This is a genomic window from Salinicola lusitanus (genome assembly GCF_003206045.1).
GTDB lineage: Bacteria > Pseudomonadota > Gammaproteobacteria > Pseudomonadales > Halomonadaceae > Salinicola > Salinicola lusitanus.
The window spans coordinates 370,764-395,116 of the sequence record NZ_PZJM01000009.1 but is presented as its reverse complement, the minus strand read 5'-3'; the positions used below and the strand labels follow the sequence as shown (position 1 = coordinate 395,116).

24 protein-coding genes are annotated in these 24,353 nt (G+C 66.6%); 10 read left to right on the top strand and 14 right to left on the bottom strand.

The features are described from left to right. The 8 genes from DOM45_RS15100 to DOM45_RS15065 form a co-directional block, all read right to left on the bottom strand. A complete protein-coding gene (locus tag DOM45_RS15100) occupies window positions 1–1,125 on the bottom strand; it encodes a carbon-phosphorus lyase complex subunit (RefSeq protein WP_110601811.1) in 1,125 nt (374 codons plus the stop codon). Further along, a complete protein-coding gene (gene phnH, locus DOM45_RS15095; protein WP_240612416.1) occupies window positions 1,125–1,781 on the bottom strand; it encodes a phosphonate C-P lyase system protein PhnH in 657 nt (218 codons plus the stop codon). Before phnH ends, DOM45_RS15100 begins: the two co-directional genes overlap by 1 nt. 32 nt (window positions 1,782–1,813) lie before the next feature. Next, on the bottom strand, window positions 1,814–2,254 hold the full coding sequence (phnG, locus tag DOM45_RS15090; protein WP_110601810.1) for a phosphonate C-P lyase system protein PhnG: 441 nt from the start codon (window positions 2,252–2,254) through the stop codon (window positions 1,814–1,816). Further along, window positions 2,251–3,063, bottom strand: coding sequence for a phosphonate metabolism transcriptional regulator PhnF (phnF, locus tag DOM45_RS15085; RefSeq protein WP_157958447.1), 813 nt, complete (start codon window positions 3,061–3,063; stop codon window positions 2,251–2,253). Before phnF ends, phnG begins: the two co-directional genes overlap by 4 nt. A 178-nt stretch (window positions 3,064–3,241) precedes the next feature. Then, the gene (gene phnE, locus DOM45_RS15080; protein WP_110601807.1) at window positions 3,242–4,036 is read right to left on the bottom strand and encodes a phosphonate ABC transporter, permease protein PhnE; all 795 of its coding nucleotides are present in this window, start codon (window positions 4,034–4,036) and stop codon (window positions 3,242–3,244) included. A 94-nt stretch (window positions 4,037–4,130) separates the two neighbouring features. Further along, window positions 4,131–5,174: a phosphonate ABC transporter substrate-binding protein gene (gene phnD, locus DOM45_RS15075; protein ID WP_110601806.1), complete on the bottom strand. Its 1,044-nt coding sequence runs from the start codon at window positions 5,172–5,174 to the stop codon at window positions 4,131–4,133. Between the two features lie 62 nt (window positions 5,175–5,236). After that, window positions 5,237–6,061 (bottom strand): phosphonate ABC transporter ATP-binding protein, encoded by an 825-nt coding sequence (phnC, locus tag DOM45_RS15070; protein WP_110601804.1) that lies wholly within the window; start codon window positions 6,059–6,061, stop codon window positions 5,237–5,239. Window positions 6,062–6,338: 277 nt separating this feature from the next. Beyond that, entirely contained in the window at window positions 6,339–7,217 is an 879-nt protein-coding gene (locus DOM45_RS15065; RefSeq protein ID WP_110601803.1) for an NAD(P)H-binding protein, read from the bottom strand. 136 nt (window positions 7,218–7,353) lie between these two features. Here DOM45_RS15065 and DOM45_RS15060 point away from each other — a divergent pair, with 136 nt between their 5' ends. Together DOM45_RS15060 and recG are read left to right on the top strand one after the other, a co-directional pair. Continuing rightward, window positions 7,354–8,274 (top strand): hydrogen peroxide-inducible genes activator, encoded by a 921-nt coding sequence (locus DOM45_RS15060; RefSeq protein WP_110601802.1) that lies wholly within the window; start codon window positions 7,354–7,356, stop codon window positions 8,272–8,274. Beyond that, window positions 8,271–10,349 carry an ATP-dependent DNA helicase RecG gene (gene recG / locus DOM45_RS15055; protein ID WP_110601800.1) on the top strand — a complete coding sequence of 693 codons (2,079 nt, stop codon included), beginning with the start codon at window positions 8,271–8,273 and terminating at the stop codon, window positions 10,347–10,349. The genes DOM45_RS15060 and recG overlap by 4 nt, the downstream gene beginning before the upstream one ends. Window positions 10,350–10,379: 30 nt before the next feature. On the opposite strand, the gene DOM45_RS15050 is transcribed toward recG, so the two are convergent. Further along, a complete protein-coding gene (locus DOM45_RS15050; RefSeq protein WP_110601799.1) occupies window positions 10,380–10,844 on the bottom strand; it encodes an Lrp/AsnC family transcriptional regulator in 465 nt (154 codons plus the stop codon). Window positions 10,845–11,012: 168 nt separating this feature from the next. Here DOM45_RS15050 and DOM45_RS15045 point away from each other — a divergent pair, with 168 nt between their 5' ends. After that, window positions 11,013–12,056, top strand: a complete 1,044-nt coding sequence (locus tag DOM45_RS15045; RefSeq protein ID WP_110601798.1) for a zinc-dependent alcohol dehydrogenase family protein — start codon at window positions 11,013–11,015, stop codon at window positions 12,054–12,056. Window positions 12,057–12,161: 105 nt separating this feature from the next. Here the strand turns inward: DOM45_RS15045 and yccS are convergent, their stop codons facing one another. After that, complete coding sequence (yccS, locus tag DOM45_RS15040) at window positions 12,162–14,384, bottom strand: YccS family putative transporter (protein WP_240612433.1); 2,223 nt, start codon at window positions 14,382–14,384, stop codon at window positions 12,162–12,164. A gap of 318 nt (window positions 14,385–14,702) precedes the next feature. On the opposite strand from yccS, the gene DOM45_RS15035 reads away from it, so the two are divergent. Together DOM45_RS15035 and DOM45_RS15030 are read left to right on the top strand one after the other, a co-directional pair. Beyond that, complete coding sequence (locus DOM45_RS15035; protein WP_110601795.1) at window positions 14,703–15,776, top strand: Lnb N-terminal periplasmic domain-containing protein; 1,074 nt, start codon at window positions 14,703–14,705, stop codon at window positions 15,774–15,776. Between the two features lie 15 nt (window positions 15,777–15,791). Continuing rightward, on the top strand, window positions 15,792–16,676 hold the full coding sequence (locus tag DOM45_RS15030) for an oxygenase MpaB family protein (protein ID WP_110601793.1): 885 nt from the start codon (window positions 15,792–15,794) through the stop codon (window positions 16,674–16,676). Here the strand turns inward: DOM45_RS15030 and DOM45_RS15025 are convergent. Then, on the bottom strand, window positions 16,667–17,569 hold the full coding sequence (locus DOM45_RS15025) for a LysR family transcriptional regulator (RefSeq protein ID WP_110601792.1): 903 nt from the start codon (window positions 17,567–17,569) through the stop codon (window positions 16,667–16,669). The two genes, DOM45_RS15030 and DOM45_RS15025, sit on opposite strands and share 10 nt — an antisense overlap. Window positions 17,570–17,800: 231 nt before the next feature. On the opposite strand from DOM45_RS15025, the gene trpB reads away from it, so the two are divergent. From trpB to DOM45_RS15005, 4 genes are all read left to right on the top strand, one after another. After that, window positions 17,801–19,012, top strand: a complete 1,212-nt coding sequence (gene trpB / locus DOM45_RS15020; protein WP_240612415.1) for a tryptophan synthase subunit beta — start codon at window positions 17,801–17,803, stop codon at window positions 19,010–19,012. After that, window positions 19,009–19,884: a tryptophan synthase subunit alpha gene (gene trpA / locus DOM45_RS15015; RefSeq protein WP_110601789.1), complete on the top strand. Its 876-nt coding sequence runs from the start codon at window positions 19,009–19,011 to the stop codon at window positions 19,882–19,884. Before trpB ends, trpA begins: the two co-directional genes overlap by 4 nt. A 130-nt stretch (window positions 19,885–20,014) precedes the next feature. Further along, complete coding sequence (locus DOM45_RS15010) at window positions 20,015–20,722, top strand: pirin family protein (protein ID WP_110601788.1); 708 nt, start codon at window positions 20,015–20,017, stop codon at window positions 20,720–20,722. A 77-nt stretch (window positions 20,723–20,799) separates the two neighbouring features. After that, window positions 20,800–21,399, top strand: a complete 600-nt coding sequence (locus DOM45_RS15005) for a YceI family protein (protein WP_240612414.1) — start codon at window positions 20,800–20,802, stop codon at window positions 21,397–21,399. A 106-nt stretch (window positions 21,400–21,505) separates the two neighbouring features. Here the strand turns inward: DOM45_RS15005 and DOM45_RS15000 are convergent, their stop codons facing one another. The 3 genes from DOM45_RS15000 to DOM45_RS14990 all read right to left on the bottom strand — a co-directional run bounded on the left by DOM45_RS15000 (window position 21,506) and on the right by DOM45_RS14990 (window position 23,637). Further along, entirely contained in the window at window positions 21,506–21,862 is a 357-nt protein-coding gene (locus DOM45_RS15000; RefSeq protein WP_110601786.1) for a hypothetical protein, read from the bottom strand. 128 nt (window positions 21,863–21,990) lie between these two features. Continuing rightward, window positions 21,991–22,266 carry an HU family DNA-binding protein gene (locus DOM45_RS14995; RefSeq protein ID WP_035472794.1) on the bottom strand — a complete coding sequence of 92 codons (276 nt, stop codon included), beginning with the start codon at window positions 22,264–22,266 and terminating at the stop codon, window positions 21,991–21,993. A gap of 168 nt (window positions 22,267–22,434) precedes the next feature. Then, on the bottom strand, window positions 22,435–23,637 hold the full coding sequence (locus DOM45_RS14990) for an NAD(P)/FAD-dependent oxidoreductase (protein WP_110601784.1): 1,203 nt from the start codon (window positions 23,635–23,637) through the stop codon (window positions 22,435–22,437). Between the two features lie 221 nt (window positions 23,638–23,858). Between DOM45_RS14990 and DOM45_RS14985 the strand changes: the two genes are divergently transcribed. Then, window positions 23,859–24,341 carry a chorismate lyase gene (locus DOM45_RS14985; RefSeq protein WP_110601782.1) on the top strand — a complete coding sequence of 161 codons (483 nt, stop codon included), beginning with the start codon at window positions 23,859–23,861 and terminating at the stop codon, window positions 24,339–24,341. Window positions 24,342–24,353: the final 12 nt, after the last annotated feature.

The window sequence follows — 24,353 nt, the reverse complement described above, 5'->3', positions numbered from 1 at the left end:
TCAACGCTCCTCCGGTTGGGGGCTGGCCGTATCGCGAGCACTATCAAGTTCGGCCTGGCGCGCGACATGTTCGCGACGCAGCCGCCTGAGCAGATCCAGCTCGGACTGGAAGTCGACGTAGTGCGGCAGCTTCAGGTGGGAGACGAAGCCGGAGGCGTCGACGCTGTCGGCGTGGGCCAGCACGAACTCCGCCTGCTGCGCCGGGCCACTGATCGGCTCGCCCAGCTCCTCGGCGCGCAGGGCGCGATCGACCAGCGCCATGGCCATGGCCTTGCGCTCGTTGTGGCCGAAGGCGAGGCCGTAGCCCCGGGTGAACTGCGGCGCGGCCTCTCGGCTGCCGCCGAACTGGTTGATCATCTGGCACTCGCTCAGCGCGATCTCGCCGACGCAGATGGTCTCGTCCCACTCCTCGACGTGGATCTCCACTTCCACCTGGCCCAGGCGAATCTCGCCGGCGAACGGATGGTTGCGGCCGTAGCCGCGCTGGGTGGAGTAGCCCAGCGCCAGCAGGTAGCCCTCGTCGCCGCGGGCCAGCATCTGCAGCCGGGCGGCGCGGTCCATCGGGTAATCGGGCGGATCGCGGGTGATATCCATGGGCTCGCTGCCGTCGTCGATCGCCTGCTCCACCAGGCCTTCGTCGTTGAGCAGTTCGAGGATCTGCGGGCATGGCTCGGCGTCGGTGACGTCATCCCGGGTCTCGGCAGGCGGCACCTCGGCACCGGCCAGCTGCAGGAAGTCGAGCAGCCGATGGGTGTAGTCGTAGGTCGGGCCCAGAATCTGACCGCCGGGGATATCCTTGTAGGTGGCGCTGATGCGCCGTTCGATGCGCATGCTGGCTGTGTCGAGCGGCTCACTGACCGCCAGGCGCGGCAGCGTGGTGCGATAGGCGCGCAGCAGGAACACGGCCTCGGTGAGATCGCCGCTGGCCTGCTTGAACGCCAGCGCGGCGAGCTCGGGATCATAGAGCGAGGCTTCGCTCATCACTCGGTCGACGGCCAGCCGCAGCTGATCGCCGATCTGGGCAACCTCGAGTTCCGGACGCTCGCGATCTCCCCGGCGGCGGTCGGCCAGCCAGCGGTGAGCTCTGGCGATCGCCTGCTCGCCTCCCTTGACGGCAACGTACATCAGTTCACCTCCTTGGCATCGGCACGCGTGACGCGGGTGCTGCGTGGCACTGCCGCCAGCCGCGCGCCGCAGCCGAAGATCATGTCCAGCCCCTGGGGGAAGCTGGCACGGTTGGCGGCCAGCCGATCCATCAGCGCCCGGCAGCCGGGAGAGTCGCCGATGTCGAGTGCGCGGGTGGTCTCGATGCCAGGCCCGGAGAGCATTGAGGGCCCGACGTTTGCCAGTTGCTCAACGACGACCAGCAGCGTGGTGCCGCGGTCGGGGTAAGTGTCGCTGCCCAGCGCAAACGGCATCTGTGGATCGAAGGATTCATGGGTCAGCAGCGCAAAATCGGCGCTCGCCGGGTCATCGGTGATGCGCGCTCCGGTGTGGAAGGTCAGCGCCTGGCGCAGGGCCGACGAGTCGAGGTCGGCGGCAATCCACACGCGTGTCTCGAGATCGCAGAGCGTCAGTACCACGCCCCACAGCGCGGCACCGAGGGCGTCACTCGGCGGTGTCTGGGGCGGTGCCGGCACGGCCAGCGTCTCGAGCGTGCCCGGCTCGGACATTGCGCCGAGAATCTGGCGGAACAGGCGCTGGCTGTCGTGGGCGGGGTCTGTCAGTCCGGGCCAGGCGGCACTCAGCGTCTCTCCCGCCACCCTCTCTCTTGTCTCCATCTCTCTTTGCTCCCTCTCTCTCTGCGCCATCGTCACTCTCCCCTGACCAGCGTGAAGAAATCGACCCGGGTGGTGGCAGCAGTGGCCGCATCACGTCGCTGGCGCGCGGCGAGCTCGTCGGCCAGCGGCGCCAGCACCTGGGTCTCGAGGGCCTCCTGCCACGCCGCGTGCTGGGCGACGGCATCGGCCAGCGCGATCAGTTCGGCGTGACGATGATCGCGCCCGCGCACCCAGCCGTGGCCGACAGTGCCGTCATCGAGCGCCATGCTGGCGCGGGTCAGGGTCATCTCGCCCAGGTGGAAAGCGTTGCCGGTGGCGCCGATGCGGCCCTTGAGCATTGCCATGCCGGTCTCCGGCCCGCGCAGGCAGCGGTGGCCGGGCAGTCGGCCCAGCGCGCCCCAGCGGGCTTCGATGTGGTGACGGGAGGAGAGCGCCAGCAGTCGCTGGCGGGCGCCTCGGGAGGTGCGAGTCATGCGTCGTCCTCGTCGGATGGAAAGAGAGCGGAAGGGTCGCTGGCGCCGTCGTGACGGCGGCCCGCGGCTTCCTCGAAATCCCGGCCCGCGGCTTCCTCGAAATCGATGTGATAGGAGAGCCGATCGGCCCGCGCCCGCCCCACGGAGACCTCCACCAGCGCCCCCTCGGCGTCGGTGTTGTCGCTGGTCATCACCAGCAGCGGGGCGTTGAGCGGGCACTGTAGCCAGCGGGTGTCGTCGCGATCGGCGCCGACGGCGTCGATGCGCACCCGCCGCCGATGCAGCTGCAGGCCGTAGTGCTGGGTCAGCAGGGCGCGGGTGGAACCGCCGCGATAGCGCGCCAGCCAGCCAGGCACCCGCTCAGGATCGAACCAGTGGCGCAGGCGCATCAGCGGGGCGTCGTCGACGGTGCGCACGGTATCGACCCGTAGCAGCGGCTCGCTGACAGGCCGTCCGAAGCGCTGGGCGATGGCCTCGGGAGGATTCACGAGCCCCTGCTCGAGGCAGCAGGTCGTCGAGGGCAGCCCGAGGCCGGCCAGGTTCTGGGTCACCTTGCTGCCGGCGCTGACGGCGTAGTCGAGTCGGCGATCGACGACCTGGGTGCCACGCCCCTGATGGCGGGTCACCATGCCGGCGGCGACCAGTTCGTCCAGCGCGCGCCGCACGGTGTGGCGGTTGACCGCGAAGCGCTTGGCGAGCTGTGCCTCGGTCGGCAGCAGATCGCCCGGGGCGTAGTCGGCACGGACCTCGCGGACCAGCACCTCGGCCAGTTCGCGGTAGCGGGGTAGTGTCAAAACTTGTCTAGACATCATCGGATACGCTCAAACCTGGATTGGAATATCCTCCAGGCCGTCTACGAAAAGTCGCCGAGCGACGCCCAGACAAGGCAAAAATTGGCGAAAAAGCGGAGTTTACGTGTGTGTAAATGAGCATTTTGAGCCGATTTTTAACGCGGTATGGGCGAGCGCAGGCAGTTTTCGTCATGGCCTAGATGAAGCGCTTGCGAACACGCTGCGAAACCATGTCCAGCAGCGTCACGGCGACGATGATCACCAGCATGATCGTGGCGGTCTCGGTGTACTGGAAACCGCGCATGGTCTCCCACAGCGACACCCCGATACCGCCACCGCCGACCATGCCAAGCACCGTGGCGGAGCGAATATTGGATTCGAAGCGATAGAGACTGACCGAGATCCACAGCGGCAGTACCTGGGGGATCAGGCCGAAGACGATCTCTTCCAGCCGCCCGGCACCGGTGACGCGGATACCCTCCATCGGCCCGGCATCGGTGGCCTCCACCGCTTCCGAGAAGAGCTTGGCGAGCACACCGGTGGTATGAACGAACAGCGCCATGGTGCCGGCGAAAGGACCGAGCCCGACGGCGACCACGAACAGCATCGCGAACACCAGTTCGTTGATCGCACGGCAGGCGTCCATCAGCCTCCGCACCGGCTGGTTGATCCACCACGGCGCCAGGTTTTCCGACGAGAGCAGGCCGAAGGGGATGGCGAACAGCACCGCCAGCAGCGTGCCCCAGATGGCGATCTGGATGGTGACCAGCATCTGATCGATGTAGTGGTCGAGACGCCCGAAGGTGGGCGGCACGAAGTCGGCGGCCAGGGTCGCCATGTTGCCGGCGTTCTGGAACAGCAGGCTCGGCGCCATCTCGGCGCCCTGCCAGGCCCAGCCCAGCACGACGACGGCAATGGCCCAGCCCAGCAGCGTGGTCCAGCGGCGTCTGCCGGATCGGGCGCGGATGTCGAAGGAAGCGGCGCTTTGCATGTGCGTTGTCCTGACGAAATCGGTGAAGGCCGAGGTGGCGCTATCGCTGGCGGCCGGGCGCTGTCCGCGACCTGCCGCCAGCGAGGGACATGGCCTAATCGACCATCGCCGTGGTGTTGTCGGCGCGCTCGGCCTGGGCGGCGTCGCGGGCTTCCATGCGTTGGTTCAGCGTGTCGAGACGGGCGTCGAGATCCGCCAGTTGCTGCTGCTTGGCATCGGCATCGAGCGAATCATCGGCGGCGACCTGGGCGCGCTGCTTGAACAGCTCGAGCTGACGGATCGGCAGCAGCTGATCGTTGTCGGAAGCGGCGAAGCCGGACCACTGCAGCGGTTCGAGGATCGCTTTCTGCTGTTCGGTATCGCCGTAGCTGAGGAAGAACTGGCGCAGTTCGTCCTTGGTCTGCTGCGGCAGATTGGTGCGCCAGACCAGCGGATCGGACGGGATCAGCGGCGACTTCCAGATCACCTTGAGCTGGGCAGCCTTGTCGGGATGGGTGAGCTCCAGGCGCTCCATGCCCTCGGTATTGAACGTGGCGACATCGACCTGGCCGTTGGCCACGGTCAGCGCATTGGTCTCGTGGCTGGCATTGAGCGTGCGCTTGAACGCCGTGTTGGGATCGACATGATTCTTGGCAAAGACGTAGTAGCCCGGCACCAGATAGCCCGAGGTGGAGTTGGGGTCGCCATTGCCGAAGGTCAGCTTGCTGGCGTTGGCGAGGATCTCCTGAACGTTGTCATAGGGGCTGTCCTTGTTGACGATCATCAGACTCCAGTATCCCGGGTCGCCGTTGGCGGCGACGGTCTGGGCGAAGATCTCGCCGCCGGCGCGATCGACCGCTTCCATCGCCGACTTGTTGCCGTACCAGGCGAGGTCGATCTTGTCGAAACGCATCGCCTGGATCACCGCGGCGTAGTCGGTGGCGAAGAACGGCTCGACCTTGACGCCCAGGGCCTTGGACATGTCATCCAGGAACGGCTGCCACTGGGTCGCCTGGTTGGTGCTCGATTCGGTGGAGATGATGCCGAAGCGCAGCGGCTCGTCGGCGGCCTGGGCGGAACCGACGGCAAGCGTGCCGCCGAGCAGGCCGAGCCCGGCGATCAGCGGCAGGGCCGTGCGGCGCAACAGGGATGAGATCATGGCGTTTCCTCGAGGTGTCGTGGGTGATGGATCGTGGGTCTTGAGTCGAATGCCTGCCCGGATCAGCCCACCGCATGCAGCGGCGGCGCGATCCGGTGGCCGGGCTGACGGGACTCGAGCTCGTCGAGACCGGCGTTCTCGTAGAGCGCCTGCAGGCGAGCATCGGTGAGGCCGGCGATCGGCCCGTCGTAGTAGAGGCGCCCCTGCTTCAATGCGATGGCGCGGCGGCAGTAGCGGCGGGCGACATCGACCTGATGCAGGGTGACGACGATGGTGCGGCCATCCTCGCGATTGATGCGCTGCAGGATCTCCATCACCTCGCGGGCACTACGCGGGTCGAGGGAGGCGATCGGTTCGTCGGCGAAGATCACCTCCGCCTCCTGCACCAGCGCCCGGGCGATGGCGACGCGCTGCATCTGGCCGCCCGACAGCGTGTTGGCACGCTGGTGGGCCAGCCCGACGATGCCGACCCGTTCGAGGGCCTGCAGCGCCTTGTCCCGCTCCTGGTGGGTGAAGCGGCCGGTCAGGGCCCGCCAGCGCGGCATCGCGCCAAGGTGGCCGACCAGCACGTTGGTCATGACGCTCAGCCGGCCGGCGAGGTTGAACTGCTGGAAGATGTAGCCGCAGCGACGGCGCTGTTCGCGGCTGGCCCCGAGCAGACGCCCGTTGCGCTGCACGTCGCGATCCAGCACCCGGACATGGCTGTGCGACTGACGATCGGCGCGTGTCAGGCCGATGAGGTGACGCAGCAGGGTCGACTTGCCCGACCCCGACGGCCCGATCAACGTGACCAGCTCGCCGGCGTGGATCTCGAAACCGATCTCGCGCAGCGCCGCATGGTGACCGAAGGATTTGTCGAGCCGTTCGACGCTAACGATGGCGGTCATACGATTCGTCCCGGAAAGTGTCGGGCCGTGATTCGGACTACGAATCCCTGGCCCCGAAGTGTTGGACACAGTCTGGCGACGTCGTGTGACGGTTATTTATCTAGACAATTAAGAAACGATGACAGCTTGGACGGTGGTACGAGCCACAAAAAAAGCGCCCGGAGGCGCTTTATCAGATATTTCAGCGGATTGAGAAATCGTGTCATCGGATCGACATCGATTCGTCGTCGAAACGTCACAGCCGAGCGACATCACGCGCCGGACTGGCGCCCTGACGTCACGCCTTCTCCTTGGCCGACAGAAAGCCGCCCTGCTGGAGCACGTCTTCGTAACCTTCGCGGAAGGTGGGATAGCGAAACGTGTAGCCGGAATCGAGCAGCTGCCGGTTATTGCAGCGCTTGCTCGAGCGACGCCGCAACGGCGACTGGATCACCTCCGGCGTCTCGACCTTGAGTCGCTTGGCGATCCACGCCATCACTTCGTGCAGCGGCGCGGAGTCGCAGTCGCTGGCCAGGTAGACCGGCTCCAGCGGCTTGCCTTCCAATGACAGCTGAACCAGATGCGCGATGACCCCTGCGCAGTCGTCGCGATGGATACGGTTGGAGTACATCGGCGGGTTCGAGGCCGCGATCCGGCCCTCCTGCACCTGGCGGATCAGCCGATCACGCCCCGGGCCGTAGATACCCGAGAAACGCACCGCCGTGCCGGGCAGATCGTGGGCGAGCAGGGCCTGCTCGGCTTCGCGCATCAGCGTACCGGAGAAACCGTTCGGGTCGGTTTCCGAGGTTTCGTCGACCTCTTCACCACCCTGCTGGGCATAGACACTCGTCGAGGAGACGAAGAGCACTCGCTCCGGCTTTTTCTCGCGGGCCCCGAACGTTTCGAGCACCGCTTTCAGCCCGGTCGGATACGCCGTCTCGTAGGCCGACTCCTCGAACCGATCCGCGGTCACCGCGTAGACGATGATGTCGGCATCCGGCAGTGCCGCCAGCGCCGCTTCGTCAGTGACGTCCAGCGCCACCGCCTCGATGCCGGTTCCCTCCAGCGCGCCGACATTGCGCCGCGCGCCGATCACGCGATGACCGGCAGCGATCAACTGCTTCCCGAGCTGAGTGCCAATATCGCCACAGCCGAGAATTAGCGTTGTTTTCTTCACCTTTCCCTAGCCTCTTGGTAAAACGTCCTTGATGATTCGTCCCTGAGGACGCGCACGCACGAGCGTGACCACGAGAATTGCGTACCGCTGTTCACTTGCCAAATCGCGCTGACAGGGAGCCTTTCGGTCCCAGCCAATGACTCTAACAGAACTCCGCTACATCGTAACCTTGGCCCAGGAGCGTCATTTCGGCCGCGCCGCCGAGCGCTGCTTCGTCTCTCAACCGACGCTGTCGGTGGCCGTCAAGAAACTCGAGGACGAACTCGGCATCGCGCTGTTCGAGCGCTCCAAGTCCACCGTTCAGGTCACACCGCTGGGCGAGCGAATCGTCGAGCAGGCCCACCGCGTGCTGGAGCAGGCCACATTGATCCGGGAGATGGCCAGCGAAGGCAAGGATCAATTGATCAGCCCGCTGCGCATCGGCGCCATCTATACCATTGGCCCTTACCTGTTCCCGCACCTGATCCCGGCACTGTCGCGCATCGCCCCGCAGATGCCGTTGTATATCGAGGAGAGTTTCACCGGCGTGCTGCGGCGCAAGCTGCGCAGCGGCGAGTTGGACGCGATCTTCGTGGCGCTACCGTTCAACGAGCCCGACGTGGTCACCAAGACGCTCTACGAGGAGCCGTTCGAGGTGCTGCTGCCCGCCGGCCATCCGTGGACGGAAAAAGCGGCGATCGACAAGGAGGACCTGCTTACCGAGCGCCTGCTGCTGCTCGGCGAGGGCCACTGTTTCCGCGACCAGATCCTCGAGGCGTGCCCGGCGATCAGCGCCCAGCTCAACAATCCCGAGAACACCCTGATTGCGGAGGGCGGCTCGCTGGAGACCATTCGTCACATGGTCGCCTCCGGTCTGGGCATCACGGTACTGCCCAAATTGGCGATCGGTACCAGCCACTACGAAGGCGGGCTGCTGGAAAGCCGGCCGTTCAAGGGCGATGTGCCGATGCGCAGCGTCGCCCTGGCCTGGCGTGCCAGCTTCCCGCGGCCCAAGGCGATCGATGCCCTGATCCAGGCGATCGATAAAATCCAGGGTAGCGACGTCGAGGCGGCATGAGCCTCGACACGCCAGTCACCGAGCTCTCCGGCGTCGGCGAGGCCCTGGCCGGCAAGCTGGCCAGGCTGGGCATCGAGCAGGTCGCCGACCTGCTGTTCCACCTGCCGCTGCGCTATCAGGATCGGACCCGGATCACCCCGATCGGCACCCTGCGTGCCGGCACCGAGGCGGTGGTCGAGGGCGAGGTGAGCGCCGCAGAGGTGGTTCGCGGTCGCCGGCGCAGCCTGCTGGTGCGGCTCAAGGATGGCTCCGGCATCCTCAGCCTGCGCTTCTTCCACTTCTCGCCGGCCCAGCAGCAGCAGTTCGTCAAGGGCGTCCAGGTGCGCTGCTTCGGCGAGGCCCGCGCCGGCAGCACCGGACTCGAGATCTATCATCCGGAATATCGCCTGATCCAGTCCGACGCCACGCCGGTGGACGAACATCTCACGCCGATCTACCCGGCCACCGAGGGCCTGGCACAACCGCGCCTGCGGGCGCTGATCCAGCAGGCGCTGAAGCGCCTGGCAGAGGCGCCGGAGGCGCTGCCGGAGTGGATTCCGGCGACGCTGCGCCAGCGCTTTCGCCTGCCGGGATTGATCGAATCGCTGCGCTATCTCCATGAACCGCCGCCCGACGCCCCCCAGGAGCGTCTGGCCGATGGTCGCCATCCGGCCCAGCGGCGGCTAGCGCTGGAGGAGCTGCTGGCGCACCAGTTGAGCCTGCGCCAGGTGCGGCTGCGCATTCAGGCCGATGGCGCCCCCCCGCTGGCCGCCGCCAGCAACCTGCAGGCGCGCTTTCTGACCCAGCTGCCGTTCTCGCTGACCCAGGCCCAGCGTCGCGTGCTCGAGGAGATCGGCCGTGACCTGGAGCGGGAGGTGCCGATGCTGCGGCTGGTCCAGGGCGATGTCGGCTCGGGCAAGACCGTGGTCGCGGCGATGGCGGTGCTGAACGCCATCGCCGGCGACTGCCAGGCGGCGGTGATGGCACCCACCGAGATCCTCGCCGAGCAGCACTTCCGCCAGTTCCGCGCCTGGCTCGAACCGCTGGGCATCGAGGTGGGCTGGCTGGCCGGCAAGCTCAAGGGCAAGGCGCGCCTGGATACCAAGGCGGCCATCGCCGACGGTCGCGTGCAGGTCGCCGTCGGCACCCACGCGCTGTTCCAGGATGACGTGACTTTCCATCGGCTGGGGCTGGCGGTGATCGACGAGCAGCACCGCTTCGGCGTCCACCAGCGCCTGGCGCTGCGCCAGAAGGGCGAGTCCGGCGGCCTGACCCCGCACCAGTTGATCATGACCGCCACGCCGATCCCGCGCACCCTGGCGATGAGCGCCTACGCCGATCTCGATCTCTCGGTGATCGACGAGCTGCCGCCGGGCCGCACCCCGGTGCATACCGTGGCCGTGCCCGACGAGCGGCGTCCGGAAGTGATCCAGCGGATCCGCAACGCCTGTGCCGAAGGGCGTCAGGCCTACTGGGTCTGCACCCTGATCGAGGAGTCGGAGGCGCTCACCTGCCAGGCGGCGGAAGTGACCCGCGACACCCTGGTCGAAGCGCTGCCGGAACTCAACGTCGGGCTGGTCCACGGGCGCATGAAGGCGCAGGAGAAGGGCGAGGTGATGGACGCCTTCAAGAGCGGCGAGCTCGACCTGCTGGTGGCGACCACGGTGATCGAGGTCGGCGTCGACGTGCCCAACGCCAGCCTGATGATCATCGAGAACCCGGAGCGGCTGGGGCTCTCCCAGCTGCATCAGCTGCGGGGCCGGGTCGGCCGCGGGCGCGTCGACAGCTACTGCGTGCTGCTCTATCACCCGCCGCTGTCGAACCACTCCCGCCAGCGGCTCGGCATCCTGCGCGACACCACCGACGGCTTCAAGGTCGCCGAGAAGGATCTCGAACTGCGCGGCCCCGGCGAAGTGCTCGGCACCCGCCAGACCGGCCTGGCGCAGATGAAGATCGCCGACCTGGAGCGCGACCGCGATCTGCTCGATACCGTCACCGCGCTGGCCCAGGCGCTGCTGGAAGAAGCCCCCGACGCCGCGACGCCGCTGATCCGCCGCTGGCTCGGCGATGAAGCCGGGCGCTACGGGCAGGTATAACGCGGCCAACGCCGCGTCGGCACGGGCATCTCAGCCCAGCGGCAGCCGGTTGGTCGACTTCACCTCGCGCAGCGACAGGCTGGAGCGGATATTGGTCACCCCCGGCAGCCGTCGCAGCTCGCGCTCCACGAACCGGCTGTAGTCGTCCAGGTCCTTGGCCACGATGATCAGCAGGAAGTCGTCATCGCCGGTGGTGTTGTGGCAGGCGAGGATATTGGGACTGGCGTTGATGATCCGCTCGAACGCCGCCACCGAGCCGGCGTGGTGCTCCGAGCAGTTGAGCTGGACGAAGGCCAGCACCCCCAGCCCCAGCCGCTTGCGATCCAGGTTGGCCTGATAGCCGGTGATCAGCTTCTCCTCCTCCAGCCGCTTGAGCCGCCGCCAGCACGGCGTCTCGCTCAGCGCCAGGGCTTCGGCCAGCTTGGCGTTGGTCATGCGGCCATCCTGCTGGAGCAGATCCAGCAGGCGAAGGTTGATGTCATCCAGCGGCTTCAAGGGAAGATCCTTCTCTATTCTGGCGATTCGCTAAAACAAGCTTGCCACCAGGCGGCAAAACGGAGCAAGAAGGCAAAGATATTTCGGCCATCTGAGGTAGCCTGTCTCCTACAATCAGCCATTCGTCACGCCGCTTCCCGCCAACCCTCCAGCGCATGAGTCATCGCCATGAAAGCCGTGGTCTTCGAAAGCTTCCAGACACCCCCCAGCATCCAGACCGTTCCCGATCCCTCCCCCGCGCCCCACGGCGTGGTGGTGCGGGTGGAAGCATCGGGGCTGTGCCGCAGCGACTGGCACGCCTGGATGGGGCACGACAGTGACATCGTGCTGCCCCACGTCCCCGGGCACGAGCTGGCCGGCACCATCGTCGCGGTGGGCAAGGATGTCACCCGCTGGCAGCCGGGGGCTCGGGTCACCGTGCCCTTCGTCAGCGGCTGCGGCGCCTGCCACGAGTGCCGCAGCGGCCATCAGCAGGTGTGCCACCACCAGGTGCAGCCCGGTTTCACCCAGTGGGGCTCCTACGCCGAGTACACCAGCCTGCAGCATGCCGATCTCAACCTGGTCGCGCTGCCAGAGAGCATGGATTTCGCCACCGCCGCGGGTCTCGGCTGTCGTTTCGCCACCGCCTTCCGCGCGGTGGTCGATCAGGGCCGGGTCAGCGGCGGGCAGTGGGTCAGTGTCTACGGCTGCGGCGGGGTCGGTCTCTCGGCGATCATGATCGCCAGCGCCCTGGGCGCCCAGGTGGTGGCGGTGGATATCGACGACGCCAAGCTGCGCCTGGCCCAGGCGCTCGGCGCCACGGTGACGCTGAATGCCACGCAGTGTGCGGATGTCGTCGAGGCGGTACGCGAGCTGAGCCAGGGCGGTGCCCATGTCTCGTTGGATGCGCTGGGTAGCCAGCTCACCTGCCAGAACTCGATCCTGAGCCTGCGCACCCGCGGCAAGCACGTGCAGGTGGGGCTGATGGCGGGTGACCAGCAGTCGCCGCCGCTGCCCATGCATCGAGTGATTGCCGAGGAGCTGGAGATTCTGGGCAGCCACGGTATGCAGGCGCACCGCTACGGCGCCATGCTCGAGATGGTCCGCCACGGCCGGCTCGACCCGGCGCGTCTGGTCGGCCAGCGCATCAGCCTGACCGAAGCGCCGGCGGCGCTGATGGCGATGGATTCGTTCCAGGGCGTGGGGGCCACGGTGATCACCGACTTCCGCTAGGCCTGCTGGAAGAAGCCTCCCGCCGATCCACTGCTGGTTGGGCGACGAGGCCGGCAGGGATGGGCAGTTCCAGACCTCGAGGCACGGGCCACGGCGCCCAGCGTCTCAGCTCGCCCCGACCGCCTTCTCGTCGTGCGCGGTCTGCGTCTGGGTCTCGATCAGGCGCGTCGCGGCTTCGCTCATCGGCACCAGCTGGCGGCTGATATGGGCGAGCTGCGCCTGGATCAGGCGACGCTCGTCGTCGCCGTCATCCTGGGCACTGGTCGGCTCCTGCTCGAAGATGGCGACGAGGTCGTTCTGTTCGGTCTTGAAGTCGGGTATCGCCTCGCGGGCGCTCAGCCCGGCGGCGATGGCATCGAAACCATCGGCAAGCCGGCGCGCGGCGACATAGGTGTCGGTATCGCTCTCGCTCGCCGCCAGCGCGCCACGATGAGCCCCCAGCGCGGAGAGATAGCCCAGCAACGTGTGCGAGACGACGAGGAAGCGGAAACCTTCGTCGGCATCCTTCTTGCGGTAGTGCCCGGGCTCCTGGAGCATGTTGGCGAGCACGGTCGAGAGCGCGGCATCGGCGTTGTGAGCGTTGCGCCGGGCCAGGCGATAGGCGAGGTCATCCTGCTTGCCGGCTTCGTACTGATGAACGATCTCGCGCAGATAGGCACTGCTGCCGGTGAGCGCCGCGCCGGCCACCTTGTGGAGCCGGCGTCCCTGCCAGTCGGGCAGGATGAAGAAGACCGCGAGCCCCGAGATCAGCGCGCCGATGAGCGTGTCGATCAGCCGCGGCATGATCAGGTCGAAACCGTCGCCGACCTGGTTGAAGCTCGCCAGCACCAGCGTGGTGATGGCGGCGGTCGCGATCACGTAGTGCTGCTCGCGGTTGGCGAAGAAGACGACACCGGCGACGATGGCGATCAGCGACTGCATCAGCGGATCGGGAAACAGGCTGATCAGCGCCCAGCCGACCACCAACCCCACCACCGTGCCGATGATGCGCTGGCGCAGGAAGCGCCGCGTGGCACCGAAGTTGGGCCGGCACACGAACAGCGTGGTGAGCAGAATCCAGAAGCCCTGGGTCGGATGAACCAGGTGCAGCACGCCGTAGCCGACCAGCAGCGCGATCGACAGGCGCAGCGCATGGCGGAAGGTCGGCGAACCCGAGGTCAGGTTGAGGCGTACCCGCTCCCAGGCGTCCTTGAAGCTGCGGGGCGAGCGATTGAACAGGCTCGCATCCTTCTGGTCGGCGACGGCGTCGGGGTTGTGGGCACTGGAGAGCTGATCCTCGAGCGTGGCCAGATTGCGCGCCAGCGCCTGCAGCGAGCGTAGCAGCGGCGTCCACGCCGGGTTGCGCTGGGCGCGCAGGTAGACGATCGAGGCGCGCAGGTCCTCGAGAGCCTGCTCGCTCAGGCTGTGGTCGAACGGTTGACGCAGCAGCAGCGCCTTGCCGAGCCGTTTGCAGGCTCGCCCCTGCTGGTCGAGCAGACGCTGGCAGCGGAACAGCACGTCGTGGTGGAAGAAGGTCTCGGCCAGCGCCGAATAGGGGTAGTGCGAAGCGCTGATTCGTTCGTGGATGTCCTGGGCGATGAAGTAGAGCCGCAGGTAGCGATTGAGCTTGCGGCTGCCACGCTGGCCTTCGAGACGCCGGAAGATCATCTCCTTGGCCTGGTTGAGCGCCATCACCACCCGCCCGTTCTGGCGCGCCAGCGCCACGCGCCGGGCCTCCACGTCGAGCCCGCGCAGCGGCTCGAACAGCGTCGCCTTGATGATCAGGTACTCGCCCAGCTCACGGTAGAGCTGGGCCATGCTCTGCTTGACCGGCTGGCGCGAGAAGAGCAGGCACCAGATGACCGAGATCAGGCCATACCAGGCCGCGCCGCCGACCAGCAGCAGCGGCTGATGCCAGAAATTGCCATCGGTGGTACCGCCGTGCTGCTCGATGTTGATCATCGAGTAGACGGAGAGAATCAGCGTGGCGGAAGCGATGGTGGCATAGCGCTGCTCGATGGCACCGAGCATGATCAGCACGAACGCGGACAGCGCGAGCCCCGGTGCGAAAAGCCACGGCCAGGGGAACAGCAGCTCCACCGAGGTGGAGGCGACGAAGAAGCAGATCAGCGTGACCAGCAGGGCCCGGACCCGGCCTTCCCAGTTGTCGTCGGTCTCGGAGAGGGCGCTGGCAATGATGCCCAGAAACAGCGGGATGGCGAGCGCGATCTGATCGAGAGTCCAGCTCAGCGCGATGGCACCGCTGAAAGCGAGGAAGACACGAAGGCTGTAGGCGAACTTGTCGAGCGTCCAGAGACGGCGCAGCGAGTGGGACAGCGAATCGGAAATCTCGGCTTCTCCAGGGTCGTGGCTCTCGAGGCACGATAGCCTGTCGGACAAGAAGTTGACAGGCGTCTTGGGTCGAAGAGCCGAAACGAACTCAAGTGCTTGGTAGCCGTTATCGGCATGCGAACCCGGCATCACGCATTAGACTTTAGTATAACGCCGCTACCCCGATTCACCACAGCTCCGACAGCGCTTTATTCCCTCGCGCTTGTCCGGCACCATCGCCCCTTTCCGCCACCGTGTCCGCAGGAGGTGCCGCTCGCGCCCGCACTCTCCGTTGGGCATTGGCGGTCTCCGTACGCCACCGTCTCATGGAGCGCCATGGCCCTCTCCGTTCGTCCGACTCGCCGCCCGCTTCGCATCCTCGGCCACAGCGTGCGCGCCATCGCCTTGATCGCCACCATCGGCTGGGGCGCTCTCGCAATCCACTTCGAGCTGCCCGGCTCGCCCGGCGTGGTGATGTCGACCCTTGCCGTCTGGTGCCTGATCGGCGGCGTCGCCTTGCTGGCGCCGCTCTGGCAACGCGCGCGGCCGCACCTCGCGCTGGCGGCACGCTGCAGCTTCGTCATCGCGCTGATCACCCTCGTTGCCTGGTGGCAGGGTTTGACTCCCCGCAGCGACCGCGACTGGGCCCCCGACGTCGCCCGTCAGCTCTCCTACGAGCGCGAGGGCGATCGGGTGACGCTACATGACGTTCGCGATTTCGAGTGGCATACGCCGGAGACCGCGACACCGCATTGGGAGACCCGCGAGTACGATCTGTCGCAGCTCGACCGTGTCGACATGATCGTCTCCTACTGGATGGGACCGGCAATCGCCCACACCCTGGTCAGCTTCGGCTTCGACGATGGCCGGCACCTGACCTTCTCGGTGGAGATCCGTCGCGAGCGCGATGAAGCGTTCTCGATCAGCGGCGGTTTCTTCAAGCAGTTCGAGGTCAACCTGATCGCCGCCGACGAGAACGATATTCTGCGCCTGCGCAGCAACGTCAGAGGCGAAGACGTCTATCTCTACAACGTGGGGCTGTCGCCGGCCGCCCGGCGCGAGCTGTTTTTGGCCTATCTCGACGAAGCCGACAGGCTGCGCGCGGACCCCGCGTTCTACAACACCCTGACCAGCAACTGCACCACCATCGTCTTCGACATGGTCGACAAGATCGTGCCGGGCCTGCCCAGGGATATCCGGCTGATTCTCTCCGGCTATCTGCCGGCGTACGTCTACGATATCGGTGGGCTGGACAGCAGCCATTCGCTCGAATTCCTGCGCCAGCGGGGCCATATCAATCCGCGCGCCCGGCAGATCCCGTACAATGCGGGGAGCGAGGCCTTTTCCCGCGCCATCCGCGATGGCGTCCCCGTCGCCGACGGCGAGACCGTTCATGCGTCACCGCCCTGACCCGAACCCAATGCCATGACTTCCCTGCGCGACGCCATCGAAAAGCGCATCAGCCACCTGACCGGCCGCACGCTGGGCGGGGTCGACTACACCGAGCCCAAGGGCGATCCCGGCCTGTTCGGTCCGGATACCGTCGCTTGGCAGATCCACGGCGAGTTCACGCCAATGATGTGTGGCGGTATCAGCGCGCTGCTGCTGCAGACGCTGCACCCGCTGGCCCTGGCCGGCATCTGGGATCACTCCAACTTCCGCCAGGACATGATCGGCCGGCTGCGCCGTACCAGCCAGTTCATCGCCGTCACCACCTTCGGTGCCCGCGATGACGCCGAGCGGGTCATCGAGCGGGTGCGCCGGGTTCACGATGGCGTCCACGGTCACGCCGCCGACGGCACGCCCTACGCCGCCAACGATCCCGAGCTGCTGGTGTGGGTCCACGTGGCCGAGACGAGTCGTTTCCTGGCCGCCCACATGCGTTATCGCAATCCCCGGCTCAGCCTCGAGAACCAGGATCGCTACTTCGATGAAACCGCACGCGTCGCCGAGGCACTGGGCGCGCGCCACGTGCCCCGATCGCGCGCGGCGATCGACGCCTATCTGGAACGTCAGCGTCGGTATCTCGTCTGCGACACACGGACCCGCGACGTGACCGACGTGCTGCTGCACGCCTTGCCGCCCAACCCGATCTTCCGGTCGGCCGGGACGCTGTTCATGCGCGCCGGCATCGATCTGCTGCCCTCCTGGGCGGCGACACTGCTCAGCCTCGAGATGTCGCGACTCGAGCGCCACGCGGTTCGCGGCGGCATCCGCGCCATCGCCCCGGTAATGCGCTGGGCGGTGCGCAACGGCTCCTATCGCCGGGCCCTGGAACGGATGCAGGCGAGGGAGCAGGCTCAGCGCTGAACGCCGGTCAGCTCGCGGCGCAACCATTCGGCGAGGCGCTCACCGCGCCGGGTATCGATGCCGGGCGCCAGCCACAGCCCCAGCGACGCATCGGTCTCGATCGCCGGCCACGGCGCCATCAGCCGCCCCTGGTTCAACTCGCTCGCCACCAGCAACTCGGGCGCGATGGCGACGCCCAGGCCGGCCAGCGCAGCCTCCAGCAGATAGTAGAGATGCTCGAAACTGCGCCCCCTGGCGCGCGCGTCGGCCAGCGTCGCGTCATCGACGCCCATGGCCGCTGCCCACTGGGGCCAGGCTTGCGGCCGCGACGCCGTATCCAGCAGCGTGAGCCGCTCGAGCATTGCCCTGGCCGACCCCTTCGCTGCCGTCGTCCAGATCGCCGGTGTCGCGACCGCGACGATGCGCTCCGACATCAGTTCGAACACCGGCATGTCATCAAACCAGGGCGGCGCGGCGAAACGCAGCGTGGCATCGACATCCTCGCGACGCGGGTCGAGTTCGTTTTCGCTGGAGACCACCCGCAGGCGCAGCTCGGGCAGGTCGGCATTGAGCCGGTCGAGCCGCGGGATCAACCAGCGTGCCAGCAGGCTGCCGGGACAGGCCAGCGTGAACGGCGCCTCGTCGAGATGGCGGGTCAACGCCGAGCAGCCCTCGCTCAAGCGTGAGAAAGCCTCACCCACGGCGGGGTATAGCAGACGACCGTGACTCGTCGGCACGAGCCCGCGCCCAGCCTTCTCGAACAGTTCGACGCCAAAGTGTTCTCCCAGCGTTCGCAACTGGCGACTCACCGCACCATGCGTGACATGAAGCTCCTCGGCGGCGGCACTGACGCTGCCCAGGCGGGCGGTGGCCTCGAACGCGCGCAACGCATTGAGAGACGGTAACGTGGTCATCGCAGGCCCCTCATTAGGTGATTTTTTCTCACATTACGCGGAGAGTTTATCGATTTTTTCCCTCTCGCCGCCAGCCTAGTCTGGGGGCATCGAATCGATGACCGGATCTGAACGATGAACTCGACATTGAAGACTCTCCCCGACCACAACGGCTTTTTTGTACCCGCCACCCCTGGCGGCCACCCTTCGGGCCGTCGCCGGCGCGACGTCAAAAATTTTCCCCGGGAATTTTTGGGTGGCAGCGCGGACGATGGCCACGACACGCCGTCGAACCTGGGCTACGGCGGGCGCTATGTCGCCGAGACGCTGATGCCGCTGATCGGCGAGATCGAAGCCGCCTATGACGAGGCCCGCCTCGATCCCGCCTTCCAGGCCAGGCTGGAGGAGCTCCAGCGCGACTATGTGGGGCGCGCCACTCCGCTCTATTTCGCCGAGCGTCTGACCGAACACTTCGGCGGTGCGCGGATCTACCTGAAGCGTGAGGATCTCAATCACACCGGCGCGCACAAGATCAACAACGCCCTGGGTCAGGCGCTGCTGGCGCAGCGCATGGGCCGCCAACGGCTGATCGCGGAGACCGGGGCCGGCATGCACGGCGTGGCCGTCGCCACGATCGCCGCGCGGCTCGGCCTGGGTTGCGTAATCTACATGGGGGCGACCGATATCGAGCGCCAGCAGCCCAACGTTCAGCGCATGCGCCTGCTCGGCGCCGAGATCGTGCCGGTCCACAGTGGCACGGCGACGCTCAAGGACGCCATGAACGAGGCGCTGCGCGACTGGGTCGCCAACGTCGACCACACCTTCTACATCATCGGCACGGTGGCGGGGCCTGCGCCTTATCCGCGCATGGTGCGGGATTTCCAGACGGTGATCGGTCTCGAGACACGCGAGCAGCTGCTGACGGCGCAGGGTCGTCTGCCGGACACGCTGGTCGCCTGCGTCGGCGGCGGCTCCAACGCCATGGGACTGTTCCATGCCTTTCTCGACGACGCGGCGGTTGCCATGGTCGGCGTGGAGGCCGCCGGGGAAGGGCTGGAGAGCGGCCGCCACGCCGCCAGTCTCAACGGCGGCGCGCCCGGCATCCTGCACGGCAATCGTACCTATCTGCTGCAGGACGACGACGGCCAGATTCGCGACGCGCACTCGATCTCCGCGGGACTCGACTATCCCGGCATCGGCCCCGAGCACGCCTACCTTCACGACAGCGGCCGGGCAAGCTATGTCGCGGTCACCGACGAGGAGGCGCTCGAGGCCGTCGCGCTCTGCTGCCGGCTGGAAGGGATCGTGCCGGCACTGGAATCGGCCCACGCGCTCCATCATGCCGGGCGGCTGGCCGCCAGGCAGGAAGCGGACCAGATCATCGTGGTCTGCCTGAGCGGTCGCGGCGACAAGGACATGGACACCATCACCCGTCACCTGATGCCCGAGGAGGCCGAATCATGAACGCACCGTCATCGACGATCGACACGCAGCAGACCGAGACCCCGCGCCCTGTCTCTCCCCTGACCGATTCACGCCTGGCGCGCCGTTTCGCGGCGCTGAGTGTCGAGAATCGCGCCGCGCTGGTGACCTACGTGATGGCCGGCGACCCCGATCCCGTCACCAGCGGCGATCTGCTCGCCCGGCTGCCGGCCGCGGGCGCCGACATCATCGAACTGGGGATGCCGTTCAGCGACCCGATGGCCGACGGCGTGGCCATCCAACGTGCCGGACAGCGGGCCCTGGCGAATGGCCAGACCCTGGCGCGAACCCTGGAGATGGTGCGCGATTTTCGCCAGCGCGACGAGGAGACGCCGATCGTGCTGATGGGTTATCTCAATCCGCTCCAGCGCTTCGGCGAGGATCGCTTCCTGCAAGCGGCAGCGGAGGCCGGTGTGGATGGACTGATCCTGGTCGACCTGCCGCCGGAGCACGGCGCCGCGCTGACGGCCAGGGCACGCGACCTGGGTCTGGCGCGAATCCCGCTGGTGGCGCCGACGACACCGCCCGAGCGACTGCCGGCCCTGCTGGCGCAGGGTGACGGCTTCGTCTATCGCATCGCCTTCAACGGCGTGACCGGCAGTCGGCGACTCGATATCGCGGCGGAGCTGGGTCGCGCGCTCGACGATCTCAAGCGGCAGTCACCGTTGCCTGTCGCCGTCGGCTTTGGCGTGCGCGACGGCGACACGGCCGCCGCCATTGCCAGGGTCACCGACGCGGTGGTCGTCGGTAGCGCGCTGATCGAGCGACTCGCCGAGTCAGGTCCGGAGGGTGCGCTGGCGTTGATCCGGGAACTGGCCGATTCGATCCAAGGTGCGCGAATCGACGAATCCTGAGTGCGCGCAATCGTTCGATTTTGCGCATCGATACATGCATAAAAACGCGCTTTTGTTCGATTAATTGATCGATAAACTGTCTCCATCGCGCCGCGGCTGACGCTCGGCGCCCGCAACCAGGAGACACTCCATGTTGACGATCAGACACGCTGGCGAGCGCGGTTACGCCGATCACGGCTGGCTCAAGAGCTATCACTCTTTCTCGTTCGCCGGCTACCACGATCCGAAACACGTCCACTTCAGCGTACTGCGGGTCATCAACGAAGATCGCGTGGCGCCCGGTCAAGGCTTTGGCCGGCACGGCCATCAGGACATGGAGATCTTCTCCTATGTCCTGAGCGGCGAGCTGGGTCATCGGGACACCCTGGGCAACGGCTCCTCGATCGGCCCCGGCCGGGTGCAGATCATGACCACGGGAAGTGGCGTCGAGCACAGCGAGTTCAACCACTCGACCAGCGAACCGGTCCACTTCCTGCAGATCTGGCTGTTCCCGCGAGAGCGCGGCCTGACCCCGCACTACGCCGAGAAGGATTTCACGGATGCCGACAAGCGTGGCCGGCTGTGCCTGATTCTCTCGCCTGACGGTCGCGACGGTTCGCTCACCCTGCAGCAGGATGCCTTCATCTACGCGTCGCTGCTCGACGCCGACGAGCGTGTCGAGCTGGCACTGGCCGATGGCCGTCAGAGCTACGTCCATGTGGTGCGCGGCAAGGTGAGCGTCAACGGCCAGGCGCTCGAGGGCGGCGATGCGCTGATGCTGGTGGAAGAGCCAGGCGTGACCCTGGAACACGGCGAGGATGCCGAAGTGCTGGTATTCGATCTGCCGACGATATCCTGATCTGAATCGTGGCGGCCACCTACGGGTGTCCGCCATTCGAACAGCGTGAAAGACCACCCAACTCGAGGAAGTTACCGATGATGTCGAACAAGATCGTCCTGGCTACGGCCCTGCTGGCGTCGACGGCAAGCGTCAGCGCGATGGCAGATACCACGACGTACCAGATGGATCCCACGCATACCAGCGTCGTGGCTTCCTGGAGCCACTTCGGGTTCTCCCACCCGACGGCCACGTTCTCGGACGTGACCGGCACCATTCAGTTCGACGAGGACGACGTCGCCAATTCCCGTGTCGAGGTGACCATTCCGGTCAAGACCGTGGACACCAAGGTGCCGGCGCTCAACGAGGAGTTCCTGGGCAGCGAGTACTTCGACGTTGCGCAGTATCCCGACGCCACGTTCAAGAGTACCGAGATCGAATCGATGGGCGAAGATAGGTACGACGTGCATGGCGACCTGACCCTCAAGGGCGTGACCAAGCCGGTCGTGCTGCACGCCACGCTCAATGGCGTTGGCGAGCATCCGATGGCGAAGGTGCCGGCGCTGGGCTTCGACGCCGAGACGACCCTTCAGCGCAGCGATTTCGGCCTGGATCAGTATGTGCCCAATGTCAGCGATGACATCACCATTCGCCTGTCGAGCGAAGCCGAAGCCGCCAAGCCGTCCACCGCACAGTAAAGACGGGATGCCGGCCGGCATTCCCGCCGGCCGATAACAAGCGCCCCTGGCAGTTCATCACTGCCAGGGGCGCTGCGGTTCAGGGCCGGCGCATACTCAGGATCGGCTAGAGATGCTTGAGCAGTCCCTGCAGTCGTTCCAGATCGCGGGAGTCGCCCACCAGCCGCAGGCGGCCATCGAACAGCCCCTCTCGGAAGGCGCGCTGAGACGGTTTACGGAGAAAGCGAGTCGCGCTGTCGGCGTCACGAAAGCGCAGCTCCAGCGCCAGATCCACCGGCAGGCCGGGAGCGCTCTGGATTGCCTGGGGCGTCATGCGATAGTGCCGAGCAATCGACAGGTCCTCGGTGGCCACACCCCAGTCGAACCGACGGAGCTTTTCCAGCGTGTCGCGGAATGCCGCCTTGCGCGAACGCGCGCGTTTGAGCATCACGCCAAGCCACCAGAGCATCAACTTGAGCTTCATGCCACCTCGCACGACCGATCAACAGGACAGGGAATGTATCGAAGAATGCCGACCCGCCGGTATCGGGACGGATCGGCTATCGCTGCGCTCATTGGCGGATGAGCGACTCGGGAATTCGAAACCCGAACTTACTTGCTGACGGCGTCCTTGAGAGCCTTGCCGGGCTTGAAGGCCACGGTCTTGCTGGCCGGGATGTTCAGCGGCTTGCCAGTCTGCGGGTTCTTACCCGTCCGTGCGGCACGCTCGCGAACCGTAAATGAACCAAAACCGATCAAGGTGACATCGCTACCTTTGGAAACCGTCCCGGTGATTTCGTCGAGAATGACGTTCAGCACCTGACTGGCCTTGTCCTTCGAAAGATCCGCACGCTCGGCAATCGCCGCAGCGAGTTCTGGCTTACGCATAGAGCCCTCCTAGTTTGGCTATGGCGTCACCTGAAACGCCTCGCATCTAAAACGAGTTGTTGTTCTCGATGAGGGGAATGCCCTCCGAACGCATAATAAGCCGCTCGGGGCGCGGTTTGTCCAGCATCAGGTGACGATTCATGGCTGATACAACCGTAGCCACCGAGGCTAGCCTAGCAACGGGGGGGCAGCTCGCGCCAGTTCGACTTTACGACGAACGCAGCGCCCGGTCAGCGCGAAGCCCAGCAACCGCCCTGTCTGATCCTCGGCCAGGGCGCTGAAATCGCTGGCCTCTCCCTCGATCCGCCAGTGGTGCGGGGGTTCACGCGGTGGCAGCGCGACAACCGGTAGCAGCGGTGTCTTGACCACCACCGGCCAGGCGCCGTAGCTCGCCTCGGTCGGGGTGCCGGTCAGCGTTGCCGCCAGCGCCTTGACCGCGGCCTGCAGTGGCTGAACGTACATGGCGCTCACTCCGCCGGCCGGGGCGCCGAGCCCGTCGACACAGGCCACGTCACCCAGCGCGAAGATATCCGGCGCACTGGTCGCGAGCCGGCGGTCGGTCAGGATACCGGCCGGCGACACCGCCAGCCCTGCGGCCTCGGCCAGGCCGGTACGCGGGCGCAGCCCCGTCGCGACCAGCACCAGATCCGCTGCCAGCACTTCGCCATCGTCGAGTGCCAGCGTCATACCGTCGCCATCGTCGTGAAGCGCTGTCACCTGACGTTCGAAATAGCCGCTAATACCGGCTTCGGCGAAGGCCTCGCCGAGTGCCCGCCCCAACGGTGGTGGCAGCAGGCGTGGCAGCGGCGTCGGCTCGGGCGCGACCAGCGCGATCCGGTGGCCTCCTGCATGGAGATCATTGGCGAACTCGCAACCCACCAGCCCGGCGCCGATGATGGCGATGCGGGCCTGCTGGCCGGGATGACGATCCAGCACCCCGCGCAAGCGACGATAGTCATCGAGATCGTTGATCTGAAAGACCCGGTCGCGTAGCGAAGACGCCACCTCGAACGGCTGCCGGGGGGCGGCGCCGGTCGCCAGCACCAGCTGGCCGTAGGGTAGCGTCTCGGCACCGATCACCAGCCGGTGGCCGACGGGGTCGATGGCATCGACGGGCGTCCGGGTACGGACCCGCGCCTTCAGCGTCGCGGCCAGGCCCACCGCATCGTGCATGGCCAGCGATTGTGGCGTCTGCCGCTTGGCGAAGGCGCTGGAGAGCAGCGGCTTGGTGTACTCGTCGCCGCTGTCGGCACTGATCAGGGTGATCGGCCGCTCACCATCACGGCTCCGAACGGCTCGGGCCAGGCCCACGCCGGCCATCCCGGTGCCGATGATCGTCAGGGGCGCGCTGGAGGGATCGGATTGACTCATTGCGGGGCTCGTCGGTCGGTCGTCTCGAGGCCTCATGTTACACTACGCCGCCTTCGACCCGCGCCGTCCCGGTAGTCCCTGACCGTTCCACGGCGCTTTCCTGATGCGTCCTGATGGAGTCGCTTCGCGTGCCCTCAGCTTGTTACTGCCATGCACTGTCGCCCGCCGAACGATCCTGGCGATGGATTCGCTGGGCTCCCGCCGTCACCCGCCGACCTTGCATGAGCGCCGCCTGGTGGCAGTGGGTGGGCTCTACCGATTCGCTCACCGCCCGGTTGGTCGCGGCCTCCAGGCGCCCCTTCCGGGTCAGGCTGGAACACCAGGGCGTCGAACGACCGCGCCGCGACGAGGCGCTTGCCTTGGGGCTGGCGCCTACCGACCTCGCCTGGATACGCGAGGTCACGCTGATGAGCGGCGAGCGACCGTGGGTGGCGGCGCGCTCGGTCGCTCCACTGGATCGTACCGGTTGTCGGCGCCTGCGCACGCTGGGCGAGCGTTCGCTGGGGAGTTGGCTATTCGCGCAGCCCGATCTGCAACGCGACCCGATCGAGGTGGCGCGAGTCTCCGCGGACGCAGAGGGCGTGTGGCTGCGGCGATCACGTTTCCGCCACGGCAGCATTCAACTGCTGGTGCAGGAGTGCTTCCTGCATGAAATGGCGGAGGACCTGGGCCTGGCTCTCCCGGAACGACGACCGACGGCCTGAACGACGGCTCCC

Excerpts from the sequence above, each read along its gene's own strand:
- DOM45_RS14990 (WP_110601784.1), bottom strand. The coding sequence starts at position 23,637 with ATGAGTCAATCCGATCCCTCCAGCGCGCCCCTGACGATCATCGGCACC.
- DOM45_RS15035 (WP_110601795.1), top strand. The coding sequence starts at position 14,703 with ATGGCCCTCTCCGTTCGTCCGACTCGCCGCCCGCTTCGCATCCTCGGC.
- DOM45_RS14995 (WP_035472794.1), bottom strand. The coding sequence starts at position 22,266 with ATGCGTAAGCCAGAACTCGCTGCGGCGATTGCCGAGCGTGCGGATCTT.
- DOM45_RS15030 (WP_110601793.1), top strand. The coding sequence starts at position 15,792 with ATGACTTCCCTGCGCGACGCCATCGAAAAGCGCATCAGCCACCTGACC.
- DOM45_RS15045 (WP_110601798.1), top strand. The coding sequence starts at position 11,013 with ATGAAAGCCGTGGTCTTCGAAAGCTTCCAGACACCCCCCAGCATCCAG.
- trpA (WP_110601789.1), top strand. The coding sequence starts at position 19,009 with ATGAACGCACCGTCATCGACGATCGACACGCAGCAGACCGAGACCCCG.
- phnC (WP_110601804.1), bottom strand. The coding sequence starts at position 6,061 with ATGACCGCCATCGTTAGCGTCGAACGGCTCGACAAATCCTTCGGTCAC.
- phnD (WP_110601806.1), bottom strand. The coding sequence starts at position 5,174 with ATGATCTCATCCCTGTTGCGCCGCACGGCCCTGCCGCTGATCGCCGGG.
- phnG (WP_110601810.1), bottom strand. The coding sequence starts at position 2,254 with ATGACTCGCACCTCCCGAGGCGCCCGCCAGCGACTGCTGGCGCTCTCC.
- phnH (WP_240612416.1), bottom strand. The coding sequence starts at position 1,781 with ATGGAGACAAGAGAGAGGGTGGCGGGAGAGACGCTGAGTGCCGCCTGG.
- DOM45_RS15005 (WP_240612414.1), top strand. The coding sequence starts at position 20,800 with ATGATGTCGAACAAGATCGTCCTGGCTACGGCCCTGCTGGCGTCGACG.
- DOM45_RS14985 (WP_110601782.1), top strand. The coding sequence starts at position 23,859 with ATGAGCGCCGCCTGGTGGCAGTGGGTGGGCTCTACCGATTCGCTCACC.
- DOM45_RS15000 (WP_110601786.1), bottom strand. The coding sequence starts at position 21,862 with ATGAAGCTCAAGTTGATGCTCTGGTGGCTTGGCGTGATGCTCAAACGC.
- recG (WP_110601800.1), top strand. The coding sequence starts at position 8,271 with ATGAGCCTCGACACGCCAGTCACCGAGCTCTCCGGCGTCGGCGAGGCC.
- DOM45_RS15060 (WP_110601802.1), top strand. The coding sequence starts at position 7,354 with ATGACTCTAACAGAACTCCGCTACATCGTAACCTTGGCCCAGGAGCGT.
- phnF (WP_157958447.1), bottom strand. The coding sequence starts at position 3,063 with ATGTCTAGACAAGTTTTGACACTACCCCGCTACCGCGAACTGGCCGAG.
- DOM45_RS15025 (WP_110601792.1), bottom strand. The coding sequence starts at position 17,569 with ATGACCACGTTACCGTCTCTCAATGCGTTGCGCGCGTTCGAGGCCACC.
- DOM45_RS15010 (WP_110601788.1), top strand. The coding sequence starts at position 20,015 with ATGTTGACGATCAGACACGCTGGCGAGCGCGGTTACGCCGATCACGGC.
- DOM45_RS15100 (WP_110601811.1), bottom strand. The coding sequence starts at position 1,125 with ATGTACGTTGCCGTCAAGGGAGGCGAGCAGGCGATCGCCAGAGCTCAC.
- phnE (WP_110601807.1), bottom strand. The coding sequence starts at position 4,036 with ATGCAAAGCGCCGCTTCCTTCGACATCCGCGCCCGATCCGGCAGACGC.